The sequence below is a fragment of the Curtobacterium sp. MCBD17_028 genome (genome assembly GCF_003234875.1).
In the GTDB taxonomy this organism is placed as follows: domain Bacteria; phylum Actinomycetota; class Actinomycetes; order Actinomycetales; family Microbacteriaceae; genus Curtobacterium.
Genome location: NZ_QKTQ01000027.1, coordinates 1 through 16,007 on the forward strand (window position 1 = coordinate 1; position 16,007 = coordinate 16,007).

13 protein-coding genes, 1 tRNA gene and 1 riboswitch are annotated in these 16,007 nt (G+C 72.8%); of the genes, 7 read left to right on the forward strand and 7 right to left on the reverse strand.

The annotated features are described in order from the left end of the window. Window positions 1–278 precede the first annotated feature (278 nt). Window positions 279–1,220 carry a glycyl-tRNA synthetase gene (locus tag DEI86_RS16070; protein WP_111050172.1) on the forward strand — a complete coding sequence of 314 codons (942 nt, stop codon included), beginning with the start codon at window positions 279–281 and terminating at the stop codon, window positions 1,218–1,220. A 181-nt stretch (window positions 1,221–1,401) separates the two neighbouring features. Here the strand turns inward: DEI86_RS16070 and epsC are convergent, their stop codons facing one another. Next, window positions 1,402–1,932 (reverse strand): serine O-acetyltransferase EpsC, encoded by a 531-nt coding sequence (gene epsC, locus DEI86_RS16075; protein WP_111050176.1) that lies wholly within the window; start codon window positions 1,930–1,932, stop codon window positions 1,402–1,404. Between the two features lie 353 nt (window positions 1,933–2,285). After that, the gene (cysK, locus tag DEI86_RS16085) at window positions 2,286–3,224 is read right to left on the reverse strand and encodes a cysteine synthase A (protein ID WP_111050173.1); all 939 of its coding nucleotides are present in this window, start codon (window positions 3,222–3,224) and stop codon (window positions 2,286–2,288) included. A gap of 175 nt (window positions 3,225–3,399) precedes the next feature. Here cysK and DEI86_RS16090 point away from each other — a divergent pair. The 3 genes from DEI86_RS16090 to DEI86_RS16100 all read left to right on the forward strand — a co-directional run bounded on the left by DEI86_RS16090 (window position 3,400) and on the right by DEI86_RS16100 (window position 4,837). Then, window positions 3,400–3,472, forward strand: a tRNA-His gene (locus tag DEI86_RS16090). Window positions 3,473–3,696: 224 nt separating this feature from the next. Beyond that, window positions 3,697–4,437 carry a TetR family transcriptional regulator C-terminal domain-containing protein gene (locus DEI86_RS16095; protein ID WP_111014106.1) on the forward strand — a complete coding sequence of 247 codons (741 nt, stop codon included), beginning with the start codon at window positions 3,697–3,699 and terminating at the stop codon, window positions 4,435–4,437. A gap of 55 nt (window positions 4,438–4,492) precedes the next feature. After that, window positions 4,493–4,837 carry a metallopeptidase family protein gene (locus tag DEI86_RS16100; protein ID WP_111014107.1) on the forward strand — a complete coding sequence of 115 codons (345 nt, stop codon included), beginning with the start codon at window positions 4,493–4,495 and terminating at the stop codon, window positions 4,835–4,837. Here DEI86_RS16100 and DEI86_RS16105 read toward each other — a convergent pair. From DEI86_RS16105 to DEI86_RS16125, 5 genes are all read right to left on the reverse strand, one after another. Then, window positions 4,792–5,427: an ATP-binding protein gene (locus DEI86_RS16105; RefSeq protein ID WP_258376586.1), complete on the reverse strand. Its 636-nt coding sequence runs from the start codon at window positions 5,425–5,427 to the stop codon at window positions 4,792–4,794. The two genes, DEI86_RS16100 and DEI86_RS16105, sit on opposite strands and share 46 nt — an antisense overlap. A gap of 103 nt (window positions 5,428–5,530) precedes the next feature. Next, window positions 5,531–6,322: an energy-coupling factor transporter transmembrane protein EcfT gene (locus DEI86_RS16110; protein ID WP_258376587.1), complete on the reverse strand. Its 792-nt coding sequence runs from the start codon at window positions 6,320–6,322 to the stop codon at window positions 5,531–5,533. Next, window positions 6,319–7,833: an ABC transporter ATP-binding protein gene (locus DEI86_RS16115; protein WP_111050174.1), complete on the reverse strand. Its 1,515-nt coding sequence runs from the start codon at window positions 7,831–7,833 to the stop codon at window positions 6,319–6,321. Before DEI86_RS16115 ends, DEI86_RS16110 begins: the two co-directional genes overlap by 4 nt. Continuing rightward, complete coding sequence (locus DEI86_RS16120; protein ID WP_258376588.1) at window positions 7,833–8,630, reverse strand: ECF transporter S component; 798 nt, start codon at window positions 8,628–8,630, stop codon at window positions 7,833–7,835. Before DEI86_RS16120 ends, DEI86_RS16115 begins: the two co-directional genes overlap by 1 nt. Next, window positions 8,623–8,732, reverse strand: a riboswitch (TPP riboswitch). It overlaps the preceding gene by 8 nt. An 82-nt stretch (window positions 8,733–8,814) precedes the next feature. Beyond that, a complete protein-coding gene (locus tag DEI86_RS16125; RefSeq protein WP_111011631.1) occupies window positions 8,815–9,138 on the reverse strand; it encodes a hypothetical protein in 324 nt (107 codons plus the stop codon). A 157-nt stretch (window positions 9,139–9,295) separates the two neighbouring features. On the opposite strand from DEI86_RS16125, the gene glgX reads away from it, so the two are divergent. From glgX to treZ, 3 genes are read left to right on the forward strand one after another with little or no spacing between them, the layout of a single operon-like run. Continuing rightward, complete coding sequence (gene glgX, locus DEI86_RS16130; protein WP_111027588.1) at window positions 9,296–11,569, forward strand: glycogen debranching protein GlgX; 2,274 nt, start codon at window positions 9,296–9,298, stop codon at window positions 11,567–11,569. After that, on the forward strand, window positions 11,566–13,998 hold the full coding sequence (treY, locus tag DEI86_RS16135) for a malto-oligosyltrehalose synthase (RefSeq protein ID WP_258376589.1): 2,433 nt from the start codon (window positions 11,566–11,568) through the stop codon (window positions 13,996–13,998). The genes glgX and treY overlap by 4 nt, the downstream gene beginning before the upstream one ends. Continuing rightward, the gene (gene treZ, locus DEI86_RS16140) at window positions 13,995–15,782 is read left to right on the forward strand and encodes a malto-oligosyltrehalose trehalohydrolase (protein ID WP_111050175.1); all 1,788 of its coding nucleotides are present in this window, start codon (window positions 13,995–13,997) and stop codon (window positions 15,780–15,782) included. Before treY ends, treZ begins: the two co-directional genes overlap by 4 nt. The last annotated feature ends 225 nt before the right edge of the window (window positions 15,783–16,007 follow it).

Below are 16,007 nucleotides of genomic sequence, written 5' to 3' on the forward strand. Positions count from 1 at the left end.
CGCCCCGCCGCCATCGCCGCTCGCCCCGCCGCCATCGCCGCTCGCCCCGCCGGCGGCCCGGCCGGGCCGCGAGTCAGCCGGCCAGCCGATCTCATCGTCGACAAGTCAGGAAAACGGCCTCCAGACCGCCGGAACGGCCGGAACCGGGAGGCCGGTTCCTGAGCGAGCAACGAAGCCCGCGCTCTGTGCCCCCTCCACAGCATGGTCGACACGGCGGTCATCCCCGGGTTCCTCCGGGAGCGAGCACGAAGCCGAGGCGACCCGGCACCATCGACGAGATGAACCACGTCCAACACCTCGTCTCCGCGGCGGGCGGGCTCCTGCACCGACGCGACCTGGTCGGCGCAGGAGTGCGCGACCGACAGTTGACCGCTGCCGTCAGGACCGGCACCGTCCGCCGCCCGCGCCGCGGGTGGTACTCGACCTGGGCGCCCGAGGACCCACGGTTCGTCGCCGTCCGCGTCGGGGGCCGGCTCACCGGTTTCATCGCACTGGCCCCGCTGCTGCCATGGAGCGCTGACGGGCGCCGCACACCGGCGCCGATCACGGTCTCCGTTCCGCGGAACGCCGCCCGTCTCCGGCCCCGACGTGGTGTCCGCGTCGTGTACGACCCGCCGCGGGTGCAGGACCGCGGCTCGGAGTGGGCAGTCCATCCTCGTGACGCACTCGCCCGCGCGATCGTGGACGCTCCGTTCGACGAGGCCGTCGCACTGCTCGACTGGGCCATGCACTCCGGCGCACTGACGCGCGGCGACGTCCTGGCCGCGGTCGGCTCGCTCCCGGAAGACGCTCGCGGCGTCCTCGACTGGGCGGATCCCCGCTGCGACAGTTACCCGGAGAGCATCGCCAGGACCAGACTCCGCCGAGCGGGCCACGCCGTCCGTCCCCAACTCCCTCTCCCGACCGGCGAACGCGTCGACCTCCTCGTCAACGGTGCTGTCGCACTCGAGATCGACGGTCGTGCCTTCCACGAGGCCACGTTCGAGCGAGACCAGCGGAAGGACCTCACGATCGCCGCGTCAGGTCTGGTCCCGCTTCGGGTGTCCGCGCGGATGATCGCGACGCTCTGGCCGCAAGTGGTCGCCGCCGTCGAGCGAGCCTCGAGGACGCGCTCGCACGGGCACCGTTCAGCATGGGTGCGCGCGGTGCGGGAGACCCCCGGTGCTCGGCGACGGTGGCACCTCCGCCGCAGCGGTCTCCGCCCCGCACCCACCTGGTAGCCGCGATACCGAGCCCCGGTAGACGGAGGGCCGGCACGATCGGGTGCGCGCGAGGCACCGTGTGAGCGTGTTCGCCGCCTCACGGCCCATCCCGTCGCTCACGCAGCCCTTCCCTCGCCAGCTGCACTGCAATCACCTGCCGCTGGGCGGAACCCGCTCCCGGCCGCGAGCAGCCAGCCCGTCAGCGCCGACGCGGACGCGCGACGCCGGGTTGGCCCGTGACCAGCGAGCCGGGAGGCACGTCGTGCGTCACGACCGTTCCCGCACCCACCACCGAATCAGACCCGACGGTGATCGAACCGAGGACCACCGCGCCCGCACCGAGCATCACTCGGTCGCCGATGCGCGGGTGCCGTTGCCCCTGGCCGCCGCCCTTCCCGCCGAGGGTGACGCCGTGGTACATCAGTACATCGTCGCCGATGACCGCCGTCTCGCCGATCACCACTCCCATCCCGTGGTCGATGAAAAACCGCCGACCGATGCGCGCGCCCGGATGGATCTCGATCCCGGTGGCCGTCCGCACCAGCTGCGACAGCAGCCGGGCCCCGAAACGCGATCCGGGCAGACCGTGAGCTCGCCACAGGCGCCGCGCGATCCGGTACCCCCACACGGCGTGGAGGCCCGAGTACAGCACGGCGACCTCACCGTCGGCGCGCGCCGCGGGGTCGTTGCGCCGGGCGGTGGCCACGTCCTCGCGCAGACGATTCAGGATGCCGACGCGGGTCCGAGAGCCGGAGGCCCGGGGAAGCACCCCGTTTCCTGAATCGTCAACGGCGACACCCGGGGTCTCCGCCGCTGCCTCGGGCGCCGGGACCTCGGACCGGTGTCGAGCACCGGAAGCAGCAGCACCGGAAGCACCAGCACCCGCAGCGCCCGCAGCGCCCGCAGCACCCGCACCCGCAGCACCAGCACCCGCGCCCGCACCCGCAGCACCTGCACCCGCACCCGCAGCGCCCGCAGCACCCGCACCCGCAGCACCAGCACCCGCGCCCGCACCCGCACCAACCGCAGACGCGCCCCGAGCCACGGACCCGCCGCGCCGAACGACGCCTCCGGGACGGTCAGTCACGCAACGAGGTCCTGGAACAGCACGGTCGACAGGTACCGCTCGCCGGTGTCGCACACCATCGCGACGATGCGCTTGCCGGCGTTCTCGGGCCGGGCGGCGATCTCGATCGCAGCGTGGATGATGGCGCCGGACGAGATGCCCGCGAGGATCCCCTCATCCGTGGCGAGGGCGCGGGCGACCCGGAGGGCGTCGTCGAGCTCGACGTCGAACACCTCGTCGATCACGGAGCGGTCGAGCACCTCGGGGATGAAGTTCGCACCCATCCCCTGGATCTTGTGCGGCCCCGCGGTCCCCTTGGTGAGCAGTGGGGAGTCCGCCGGCTCGACGGCGACGATCTGCACGCCCGGCACCTGCTCCTTGAGCACGTTCCCGACGCCGGTGATCGTCCCGCCGGTGCCGACGCCCGCGACGAAGACGTCGACCTTGCCGTCGGTGTCGCGGAGGACCTCCTGTGCGGTGGTCCGCCGGTGGATCGCGGCGTTCGCGGCCGTCTCGAACTGGTGCGCGAGGACGGCTCCCGGGGTCTCGTCAACGATCTGGGCGGCGCGAGCGACGGCGCCCTTCATGCCCTCCGACCCGGGCGTGAGCACGATCTCGGCACCGTAGGCACGCATGACGGCGCGACGCTCGATGCTCATGGTGTCCGGCATCGTGATGACGACCCGGTAGCCGCGCGCTGCTCCGATGAGTGCGAGGGCGATGCCGGTGTTGCCGCTCGACCCCTCGACGATCGTGCCGCCGGGCCGCAGGTCGCCGGCTTCCTCGGCGGCGTCGATGATCGCCACACCGAGTCGGTCCTTGATGCTCGCACCGGGGTTGTAGAACTCGAGCTTCGCGAGCACCTCGGCGCTGCCGGGACGGGGCAACCGGTTGAGGCGGACCAGGGGCGTGTTGCCGAACGCCTGGGTGATGTCGTCGTGGATCGTGCCCGTCATTGCCAGTCCCGTCGTGGTCGTGCTCGTCGCCGCATCCCTCGCAGGCGCGGGCCGAGGCCGATTCTATGCGCGCGACCCGGCCGGATGACGGGCGCGACCCGCAGGCGGTGGTTCGCCGGGCCTCCCGTGTGTACTACAATCGGTGAGCCGCGTTCCACGCCCCGGACGCGACATGGTGGGTATAGCTCAGCTGGTAGAGCGCCTGGTTGTGGTCTAGGAGGTCGCGGGTTCGAGCCCCGTTACTCACCCCGAGAACGAAGCGGATGGCCGCGGTGGTCCACACCGGTCATCCGCTTCGTCGTTGGAGGACCGTGGTCGCGTGAGCGGACCGCGCAGCGGTACTCGACGGACGTCGCGGAACCGGCGCAGCCGCCCCAGTTCTGGGCCTGGCGGCGACCGCGCGGAGGCGGTCGAATGGGAGCACGAGCGGAGCCGTCCGGAGGCGTCCGCCCGGCGACACCGCGAGGAGCCCGTGACCGACATCCAGAGCCACCTGCACCTGCCGCTCGGGACGCTGCGTAGCAAGACGCACGACACCGACGAGTTCGGCACGGACGAACCCGGCAGCCGCGGCACCGACCAGCACACGGCCTCCGACGCCGCGCAGGCCGACCGGCAGATCGCCGCCGACTCGCGGGTCCAGATCATCGACGGCATGATCCGCGTCCTCCAGACGACGGCCTTCCACGAGGTGACGGCCGAGGCGGTCGCCGCCGAGGCGGGCCTGACGCTCGAGGCGCTGCGCCACCACTTCCCGTCCTGGGACGGTCTGGTCCTGGCCACGCTCGACCGGTGGAACAGCGCACGGATGACCCCGCTCCTCCCGACCGCGCGGTCGCACGGCACGATCCGGCTCGTGCGGGCGATCATGGCGGACAACGCGGCGGAGCCGTCGCTCATGCGGTTCCTCGTCGCGCTCCTCAGCATCGCGGCGACGCCGGGCCACGCGCTCGCGCCGATGCTGCAGCACCGCTACCGGCAGTTCCACCTGGTGATCCAGCAGAGCCTCGTGGACGACATCGAGGCGGGCCGTGAACCGCAGACGATGCAGCCGGCTCGCGGCGCGGAGCAGCTCATCGCGCTCTACGAGGGCCTGCAGCTCCAGGCCATGGTCCGCCCGAGCATCGACCTGCTCGGCGCGTTCGACCGCGCGATCACCCGCATGCGCGACGGGTGGGGACGACGGTACGTCGCACCCGTCTGGGAGGCGTGACCGCGCGTCCCCGACGCATGCACGGTCCTGCTCCCCGTGCGACGATCGTGCCGTGATGGAGATGTCGCCCGAGCGGTTCGAGGACCTCGTCGTCGACGAGCTCGACCGGCTCCCCGACGAGATGGTGGACGGGCTGGAGAACGTGGCGTTCGTCGTCGAGGACGCCGCCGAGGACGGGGAGGACCTCCTCGGCCGCTACGACGGGGTCGCGGTGACCGAGCGGGACCGGTACGGGTTCGGGGAGCTCCCGGACCGGGTCGTCGTGTTCCGGCTCGCGCATCTGGCGTCCTGTGACACCGAGCAGCAGCTCCGCGACGAGGTGCACACGACCCTCGTCCACGAGATCGCGCACTGCTACGGCATCGACGACGATCGGCTGCACGAGCTCGGCTGGGACTGACCCGCGTCGAGCTCGGCGATCCGGAGCACGACGTCAGCGTGCTCCCGTGGCTGCTCCTCGGCGATGAACGCGGCCTCCTGCGCGGCCCACCGGTCCCACTCCCGCGCGAAGACCGGGCCGTCGCGGTCGAGTGCCCGACGGCGGCGCGCGTCGTCCTCGCCGTCCAGCCAGATCCGGAACGTCGCCATGCCCGACGCGGCCCGGGACAGCGCGCCGCAGCCCTCGACGACGAGGTCCTGGTCGGGTGCGACCGACACCCATCCGGCCGGGAGGCCCGCCGCCCAGTCCCACCGCCGCCATCCCGGGCGTCCGGTCGCGTCCGGCGGCGCGAGCACGTCCCGCACCACGGCGTCGGCGGCGGCCCGGAGTCCGTCCCAGCCGGGGTAGACGTCGTCGAGGTGGACGACCTGCGCGGGCACGGCTGCGGCGAGCTGGTCCGCGAGCGTCGTCTTGCCGGTGCCGGACCGTCCGTCGACGAGGACGACCACGCGCGGTGCCGGAGCCGTGCGCCCGGCACTCGCGCGGGTGGCACCGGTGCGGACACCGTTGCCTGCGGCACGGATGCGGTCGACGAGGGCGCGGACGTCCACCGGGCGCCCCTCGGCGTCGACGAAGCGAGCCGTTGCCGGGACCCCGGCGCCCGGCGCGGGCCACGAGGCACCGGCACCCAGCGGCGCGCGGGCGTCCCGGCCCTCACACACGGTGCCAGGTCCCCGCCACGACGGCGGCGGCGATCGCGACGAGGCCGACCGCGCTGCACACGAGGACCATCGCCCACTCCGCTCCCCCGAACCGGACCGGCCGGGCCCAGGTGCGCCGGACGGGGGCACCGAAGCCGCGCGACTCCATGGCGACGGCGAGCGTCGTCGCACGGCGCAGGGCGAGCACGAGCAGGGCGAACGCCATCGACGCGCCACGCCGCACCCGGCCGCGGTCGGCGATGCCCCGGGCACGTCGGGCCATGGCGAGTTGCCGCCAGTCCTCGCGCATCAGGGTCGTCATCCGCACGGCGGCGAGCGCGCCGAGCACGAACCGCGCGGGCAGGTGCAGGACCTGCGCCAGGCCGTCGGCGAGGTCCGTCGGGTCGACGCGTGCGAACAGCGCGACCGCGGGCAGCCCGATGGCGAGCAGCCGCAGCACGGTGGCGATCGCCAGCACCAGCGAGCCGTCCGTGACGTGGGCGAACCCGAGGTCGAACCAGGTGCGGCCCGATGCGCGTCCGTAGAGCGCGATGCTCACCCCGGCCACGGGTGCCGCGACGAGGACCGGTGCGGCGCGGAGGAGCAGCGACCGCACGGGCACCCGGACGATCGGCAGGAGCACGAGTTCGAGGCCGAGCGCCACCGCGGCCGACACGACGTCGAGGGTCGTCACGAGGCACACGGCCAGGGCGACGCCCCCGAGCAGCGAGGCCACGGGGGCGACGCGGTCGAGGGGCCCCCGGTCGTACCGCTCGGCGGTCGGCGGTCCGTCGAGCGCGATCACGCGGCACCTGCTTCCACGCGCACTGGTGCGAGCCGGAGTTCGTCGGCGCCGAGCGCGCCGAGCAGCGCCGCGTCGTGGGTCACGGCGACGATGCCGGACCCGGCGTCCGCCAGCTCCGTGAGCCGGTCGACGATCGCCTGCCAGGTCGCGCGGTCCTGGCCGGACGTCGGTTCGTCGAGGACGACGACGGGCGGCCGCGCCACGATCGCGGTACCGATCGCGAGTCGGCGCTGCTCGCCTCCCGAGAGCGTGAACGGGTTCGCGTCCGCGAGGGCGTCGAGGCCGAACGCCGCGAGCACCGCGTCGACGCGCTCGTCGGCGGTGTGGCGGTCGAGCCCGGTGGCGACCGGTCCGACGGCGAGTTCCTCGCGGACGCTGCGGGCCACGAACTGGTGGCCGGGGTCCTGGAGGACCGTCCCCACCCGGGCGGCGAGGTCGCGGCTCGACCACCGGGAGGGCACCGGCCCCGCACCGGCCGCGAGTGCGTCGGACGCCGCGAGGACGCCGCCGGCCGGCGGGAACAGCCCCGCGAGCGTCAGGCCGAGGGTGGACTTGCCGACACCGTTCGGTCCGGTCACCCCGAGCACGCGGCCGGTGCGGACCTCGGTGTCGATGTCGTGGCCGACGGGGCTGCGACGCCCTCGAGCCGTCGCGAGCCCCGAGGCCCGGAGCAGCAGCTCCCCACCGGTCCGGAGCGGACGTGGGTCGGGTTCCGCGCCCGGCACCCAGACGCCCGCTGCGGTGAGCGCCGTGCCGTGCCGGGCGAGCACCTCCTCCGGCGCCCCGTCGGCCGCGATCCCACCGCCGGGCGTGAGCAGCACGAGCCGGTCGACGAGGTCGAGCCAGGTGCCGATGCGGTGCTCCACGACGAGGAGGGTGGCCCCGGTGGCCACGAGGACGTCGCGAACGGCGTCGTGGACCTGCCGCACGCCGTCGGGGTCGAGGTTCGCGCAGGGTTCGTCGAGCACGAGTGCCCCGGGCCGCATCGCGAGGACCCCGGCGAGGGCGAGGCGCTGCCGCTGCCCGCCGGACATCGCCGAGGTCGAGCGGTCGAGCGGGAGGTCGAGTCCGACGAGCGCGAGTGCCTCGCGGACGCGCGGACCGATCTCGGCTCGCGGGACGCCGAGGTTCTCGGGGCCGAACGCGACGTCGTCGCCGATGCGCGACATCACGGTGTGCGCCTCGGGGTCCTGCATGACGAGCCCGACGCGGCCCCGCACGCGGCGCGGGTCCTGCCCGTCGACGAGGACGCCGCCCTCCTCGACGCCCGCGCCGACGTCACCCGGCTGCGTGCCGTCCGCGTCGTCGTCACCGAGGACCCCCGCGACGGCCCGGAGGAGCGTCGACTTGCCCGAGCCGGACGCGCCGACCACGGCGACGCGTTCCCCGGGCCGGACGTCGAGGTCGACGCCGCGCACGGCCCAGACGTCACGGTCGGGGTACCGACGCCCCCAGCCACGGAACCGGATCGCCGCGGGGCGCGTCCGTCCGTCGGTGGCGGCGGTGGGCATCAGGACCGGGAGGGGCGCTGCGGGCGGCGACGGGCCTCCCGGCCGGCAGCGAACGCACTGAGCACGCCCGTGCGGGCGAGCGCGCGGACGAGCAGCCACGATCCGCCACCGGCGATGACGCCACCCGAGATGATCGCGCAGACGATGTAGACGACCTTGAACGCGAGTGCGTACGCCGGGTACCAGAGCACCGAGTCGTTGATCCCGAGGGCGAGCCCGGCAGCGGCGCCCGCGAGGACGACGACCGGCGCTCGGTACACGCGGTAGAGGAACAGCGCGAGGACGATCTCGGCGCCGAGGCCCTGGACGAGCCCGGACACGAGCGTGAGCCAGCCGCCCCACTCGTTGCCGACGAGCGCTTCGACGCTCGCGGCGACGACCTCGCCGTAGAGCGCCGCGCCCGGCTTCCGGACGACGACGCCGACGAGCACGCCAGCGAACAGCCAGACGCCGCCGACCAGGGACTGCGACCCGGGGAGGACCAGACCGAGTCCGACGCTGATCGGGGAGTAGCCGAGGTCCCACAGTGTGAAGACGAGACCCGCCGCGACTCCGAGGACGCTCGCGACGACGATGTCGACCACGCGCCACCGGAAACGGCGACGGGAGGGCTGCGGGGCTCCGTCGGTGACAGCGGCGCTGTCGGTCTGGAGGGGCGGGTCGGCTGGCCGGTCGGCGGGGCCGGTCGCCGCGGGGCCGGTCGCGGCGGGGCCGGTCGCGGCGGGGCCGGTCGCGGCGGGGCCGGTCGCGGTGTGGCCGGTCGCGGTGGGCATGGGCGTGGACGCGCGCTCGCGCATGGTGACTCCTCCCTGCGCCGGCATGACCCGGATCAGGTTCGACGGTCGGAGCGCCGTTCGCTCCCTCTCAGCCCGCAGGTCGCGGACTCCCGTGTGTGTGGCCCCGAGTATAGGCGCGGTGGGCCACGTCCCCACGCATGGATCCGTGGCCGGGCAGGAGGCCCGGTCCCGCGCCTCCCGTCCGCTACTTCTTGAGGGCGCGCACCAGCTTGCGCAGGACCGTGCCGACGGTCCACGCGAACGGCGTCGCGACCGCGAGCAGGGCGATGATGTTCGGCTCGAACACGAGCGCACGACCGGGGCGGCGGACGTACGCACCGACGGGGATCGACGCGCTGCCGCCCCCGCCACCGCCGTTCTCGTCCTGGTCACCGCCGGCGCCGAAGCCGTACCACCCGATCGACACGGGCACGATGGTGGCGTCACCGACCTCGATCGGGTCGCCGTAGTTCGTGGCGACCCCGAGCGGGCGGACCTTGTCGGCGAGCTGCGCCGCGATGTTCGTCATGCGCGCGAGGCTACTCCCGAGCATCGGCGGGAGCACGGGCACCCCGGCCGTCCACAGGGGAACGGGACCGCCGACCGTCCACAGGCGTGGCTGCGCTCCGGACATCGCCGAGCGGTGCCGATAGGTTGGGCCGGTCATCGACCAGGAGGTCCCGCTTTTGCAGACTTGGCCCGGCAACCCCTACCCCCTCGGTGCGACGTACGACGGCAGCGGCACGAACTTCGCGATCTTCAGCGAGGCCGCCGAACGCGTCGAGCTCTGCCTCTTCGACGACGACGGCACCGAGACCCGCATCGACCTGATCGAGGTCGATGCCTACGTCTGGCACGCCTACCTGCCGAACGTCGGTCCGGGGCAGGAGTACGGATTCCGCGTGCACGGCGAGTACGCCCCGGAGCGCGGGCATCGAGCCAACCCGAACAAGCTCCTGCTCGACCCCTACGCCAAGGCGACCAGTGGAGACATCGACTGGGACCAGTCGCTGTTCTCGTACACCTTCGGTGCGCCGGACAGCCGGAACGACGAGGACTCGGCGTCGCACATGGTGAAGGGCGTGGTCATCAACCCGTTCTTCGACTGGCAGGGCGATCGACACCCGAAGGTCCCCTACGGCGAGACCGTGATCTACGAGGCCCACGTCAAGGGCCTGACGAAGACCCACCCGGACATCCCCGAGGAGCAACGGGGCACCTACGCGGGCGTCGCGCATCCAGCGGTCATCGGGCACCTCAAGCGGCTCGGGGTCACCACGCTCGAACTGATGCCCGTGCACCAGTACGTGAACGACTCGATCCTGCAGCAGAAGGGCCTCAGCAACTACTGGGGGTACAACACGATCGGGTTCTTCGCCCCGCACTCGCACTACTCCGCCAGCGGGGACCGTGGGCAGCAGGTGCAGGAGTTCAAGGCGATGGTCCGGACCCTGCACGACGCCGGGATCGAGGTCGTGCTCGACGTCGTGTACAACCACACGGCCGAGGGCAACCACCTCGGACCCACCTTGTCGTTGAAGGGCATCGACAACGCGGCGTACTACCGCCTGATGGACGACGACCAGCGGTACTACCGCGACTACACGGGAACGGGGAACTCGCTCAACGTCCGGCACCCGCACTCGCTCCAGCTCATCATGGACTCGCTCCGGTACTGGGTGACCGAGATGCACGTGGACGGCTTCCGGTTCGACCTCGCCGCCGCGCTCGCCCGCGAGTTCTACGAGGTCGACCGCCTGGCGACGTTCTTCGAACTCGTGCAACAGGACCCGATCGTGTCGCAGGTCAAGCTCATCGCGGAGCCGTGGGACGTCGGGCCCGGCGGGTACCAGGTCGGGAACTTCCCGCCGCAGTGGACCGAGTGGAACGGGCGGTACCGCGACACCGTGCGCGACTTCTGGCGAGGCGAACCGTCGACGCTCGGTGAGTTCGCTTCACGCATCTCCGGATCCGCCGACCTGTACGAGCACGACGGGCGCCGCCCGGTGGCCAGCATCAACTTCATCACCGCCCACGACGGCTTCACGCTGCTCGACCTGGTCTCCTACAACGACAAGCACAACCAGGCCAACGGCGAGGACAACAACGACGGCGAGAGCCACAACCGATCCTGGAACTCCGGGGTCGAGGGCCCCACCGACGACCCGGAGATCACGGCGCTCCGGCTCCAGCGACGCCGGAACTTCCTCGCGACGCTCCTGCTCAGCCAGGGCGTGCCGATGATCCTGCACGGCGATGAACTCGGGCGCACGCAGCTCGGCAACAACAACGTGTACGCGCAGGACTCGGAACTGAGCTGGATCGACTGGGCGCACGCCGACCAGGAGCTCATCGACTTCGTCGGCGAGGTCGTCCGCCTCCGGCGCCACCACCCGACGTTCCGACGGACCCGGTACTTCAACGGCCGACCCGTGCGCCGCGGGCAGGACGAGCCGCTGCCGGACATCGTCTGGCTCACCCCGGAAGGCGACGCGATGCAGCCGGAGGAGTGGGACTCCGGCTTCGGCAAGAGCGTCGGGGTGTTCCTTAACGGCGACGGCATCCGCGGCCGTGACTCCCGCGGCGGACGCGTCACCGACGTCAACTTCCTCATGTACTTCAACGCCCACTCCGAGACCGTCACGTTCACGGTGCCGTCCGACGAGTACGCCCACGCGTGGAAGATCCGGATCGACACGGCCGACCCGGGCGAGAAGGGCGACATCGTCGCCGCCGGAGAGCCGCTCGACGTGCCGGCGCGCTCGATGCTCGTGCTCCGCGCGGAACCCCCGCAGGAGCCGACGAGTACACCGGTGTCGACGACCACCACGAGCGCTCCGACCGCGACCCCGACCGCCCCCGACGGCGTCGACACCGCGACGGAGGCCATGACCGCCACCCCGCCGGGCACCCCGCGCCCGGCACCGACCGCCGATGCCGGCAAGGGAGACCCGACGTGACCTCGACCCACAACGAGCAGGCAGCGGTGCCCGCTCGCCGTCCGGGAGGCGCGCGTCGCGTCCCGGACTCCACCTACCGCCTCCAGGTGACCGCCGACTTCGACCTGACGGCCGCCGCCGAGGTCGTCGACTACATCGCCGCGCTCGGTGCCGACTGGGTCTACCTGTCCCCGGTCCTCCAAGCCGAAGCGGGGTCGAGCCACGGCTACGACGTCGTCGACCACTCCCGGATCGACGTGTCCCGCGGCGGCGACGACGCGTTCCGCGCACTGACGACCGCTGCGCACGCGGCCGGGCTCGGGGTCCTCGTCGACATCGTGCCGAACCACATGGGCGTCGCGGACCCGGCGTCGAACCCCTGGTGGGAAGACCTGCTGACCCACGGGCGGGACTCCGCCGTGGCCGACGCGTTCGACGTCGACTGGGCCGCGGGCGGCGGACGCATCCGCGTGCCCGTGCTCGACTACGACCTCGAGAGCGGCACCGAGGACGGCCTGGACGCCATCACGCTCGAGGGCGACAAGCTCATGGTCGGGACGACCGCCTACCCGACCGCCCCGGGGACCGTGAACCCGGGCGACGACGTGCGCACCGTCCACGACCGCCAGCACTACGAGTTCGTGCACTGGCGTCGCGCCGACCACGACCTCAACTACCGCCGGTTCTTCGCCGTGAACACCCTCGCCGCGATCCGGGTCGAGGAGCCCGAGGTGTTCACCGCCTCGCACGGCCTCATCGGGCAGTGGTTCCGCGACGGTCAGGTCGACGGTCTCCGCATCGACCACCCGGACGGCCTGTACGACCCGGCGGGGTACCTCGACGACCTGGCCGAGTTGACCGGCGGGGCGTACACCCTCGTCGAGAAGATCCTCGAGCCCGGCGAGGAGCTGCCCGCATCGTGGCCGGTCGACGGCACGACGGGCTACGACGCCCTCGGGTACGTCGACCGCCTGTTCGTCGACCCGGCCGGCGCGGAGCCGCTCGGCGCGCTCGACTCGCGGCTGCGCGGCGAACGGGACGCCTTCCGGTGGGACCTCCTGACGCACGGCACCCGGCGCGACGTGACCGACGGCATCCTCGGCAGCGAGGTCGCCCGACTGACCCGTCTCCTGGCGCCCGAGGTGCCCGACGTCGACCCTCGTGTCATCGAGGACGCCGTCGCCGAGGTCACCGCGTCGTTCGGCGTCTACCGGACCTACCTTCCGGAGGGCGCACACGACCTCGTCGAGGCCCTGGAGACCGCGTGCGAGCGCCGTCCCGACCTCGACCCCGTGATCGACCGGATCGCCCCGTTCCTCGCCGACCCCGAGCACCCGGCGGCGATCCGCCTGCAGCAGACGTCGGGGATGGTCATGGCGAAGGGCGTCGAGGACTCGGCGTTCTACCGCTACTCGCGCCTGACGAGCCTGAGCGAGGTGGGAACGGACCCGAGCGTGTTCTCCATCACGCCGACCGAGTTCCACCGCGCGCAAGAGGGTCGCCTCGCCGCCTGGCCGCACGCCATGACCACGCTCACGACCCACGACACGAAGCGGAGCGAGGACACCCGCGCCCGCATCGCGACGCTCGCCGAGCTGGGTGACGAGTGGGTCGCCGCGTTCGAGCGTCTGAACGCCCTCGCACCGCTCGAGGACGGCGTGCTCGCGAACCTCCTCTGGCAGGCGATCGTCGGCGCGCGGCCCGCCTCCCGCGAGCGGCTGCACGCCTACGCCGAGAAGGCCTCGCGTGAGGCCGGGAACACCACGACCTGGACCGCCCCGAACGAGCCCTTCGAGGAGCGTATGCACGCGCTCGTCGACGCCGCGTTCGACGATCCGGAGGTGGTCGCGGAGCTCGACGCGATCGACCGTCGCATCGAAGCCGCCGGCTGGTCGAACGGCCTCGGCATGAAGCTCGTGCAGCTCGCTGGCCCCGGCGTCCCGGACGTCTACCAGGGCACCGAGCTGTGGGACCGCTCCCTCGTCGACCCGGACAACCGACGACCCGTGGACTACGCCGAGCGACGACGTCTCCTCGTCGCCGTGGAGGAGGGCGCACTGCCCCCGGTCGACGCCTCCGGCGCGGCGAAGCTCCTCGTGACCTCGGCCGCCCTGCACCTGCGCCGCGACCGGCCCGAGCTGTTCACGCGCTACCTGCCGGTGCCGGCTTCGGGCGTCACCGCGGACCACGTCGTCGCGTTCGACCGCGGCGGTGCCGTGGTCGTGGCCACGCGCCTCCCGATCGGACTCGAACGGACCGGCGGCTGGGCGGACACGATGATCCACCCCGTGCCGGAGGACCGCATCGACGTCCTCACCGGCCGGACGTTCCGGGCGGGACGCGGTATCGCCGTGGCCGACCTGCTCAGCACCTACCCCGTCGCGCTCCTGGCGCCGGCGGCCAACACGACGGACGAGCCCTCGGGCGTCACGATGGAAGGCCACGCATGATCCCCGAACCGCCCGCCGGAACCGTCCGCACCGGCTCCTCGTTCCGCTCCGGACCGATCCGTGCCGGCCGGTACGAGGTGTGGGCCCCCGACGCCGACCGCGTGCGGTTGGTCGTCGATGGCACGGACCACGAACTGACCCGCGACGACCACGACTGGTGGAGCACGGATGCCGTCACGCCCGTCGTCGGCGCCCGGTACGGGTTCCGACTCGGCGACGACGACGCGGTGGTCCCCGATCCGCGCACGCTGTCGCAGCCCGACGGCGTCCACGGGCTGTCCGAGGTGATCGACCTCGACGCCTTCTCCTGGAGCGACGAGGGCTGGACCGGGCGTCCGGCCCGGGGCGCCGTGATCTACGAGATGCACGTCGGCACCTTCACTCCCGAGGGCACGCTCGACGCCGCTGCCGCCCGCCTCGAGCACCTGGTCGCGCTCGGCGTCGACCTGGTCGAGGTGCTGCCCGTCAACGCGGTGAACGGCATCTGGAACTGGGGGTACGACGGCGTCGACTGGTTCGCCGTGCACGCTCCGTACGGGGGCGCCGCCGCGTACCAGCGGTTCGTCGACCGGGCGCACGCACTCGGTCTCGGCGTGGTGCAGGACGTCGTCTACAACCACCTCGGGCCGAGCGGGAACTACCTGCCGCTGTTCGGGCCGTACCTGCTCGCCGGGCTCGGCAACACCTGGGGCGACTCGGTGAACGTCGAGCAGCCCGAGGTCCGGGCGTTCGTCCTCGACAACGTCCGCATGTGGTTCCGGGACTTCCACGTCGACGGGCTCCGACTCGACGCCGTGCACGCGATCCGCGACACCACCCGGCCGCACGTCCTGGCACAGATGGCCTCGGAGACCGACGCGTTCGCGCAGTGGATCCGGAAGCCGCTGTCCCTCATCGCCGAATCGGACCTCAACGACCCGATCATGTTCCGCCCGCGCGAGGCCCACGGCTACGGGCTGACCGGGCAGTGGTCGGACGACTTCCACCACGGTCTCCACGTCGCGCTCACGGGTGAGACCACCGGGTACTACGCCGACTTCGCACCACTCGCCGCGTTGGCGAAGGTGCTCGAGCGCGGGTTCCTGCACGACGGCACGTGGTCGTCGTTCCGAGGACGTCGACACGGGCAGCCGATCGACACCGAGACCGCGCCCACCACGGCGCTGGTCGTCGCGAACCAGAACCACGACCAGATCGGCAACCGCGCCACGGGCGACCGCCTGGCGGAGCACCTCGACGAGGCCGGTCTGGTGGTCGCCGCCGCCGTGACCCTGCTCGGGCCGTTCACGCCGATGCTGTTCATGGGCGAGGAGTTCGCCGCGTCGACGCCGTGGCAGTTCTTCACGTCGCACCCCGAGCCGGACCTCGGCATCGCGACGGCGAAGGGTCGCATCGAGGAGTTCGAGCAGATGGGGTGGGACCCGGACATCGTCCCCGACCCCCAGGACCCCGAGACGTTCCGACGGTCGAAGCTCCGGTGGGAGGAGACCCTCGAGGGGCGTGGCCGTCGCGTCCTCGATGCCTACCGGGCGTTGATCGCGCTCCGCCGCCGTGAAGAGGCCCTGGTCGACTGGCGCTTCTCGTCCAACAGCGTCCGGTTCTCCGAGGACGACCGCTGGCTGGTTCTGACGCGCTCGGACATCCACATCGTGGTGCACTTCGGGGACGCCGCTGCCTCGGTGCCCGTCGTGTCCGGCGCCGAGGTGCTCTTCGCCACGGAAGGTGCCACCGCCTCGGCCGACGGCGTGGAGTTCACCGGCCGGGGCGTCGTCGTCCTGCGCTGACCCGTCCGTTCCGCGGAGTGGGGCGGGGCGGGTATGCCCCGCCCCTGCTCTGCCCGTCCGCACGTGGGGCCGGGTGCCGTCCCGTCCCCGCACCGCGCTCGGGGATGAGCACCCGGTCGCCCCGCGCCGCCCCGCTCTGCCCCTCCACGCGTCACCCGGCCCGCACGCGCTCGCTGCCGGCGGCGCCTGCCTCCTTGCTGGCCGCGCGGCCGCCCGGTCCCCCGC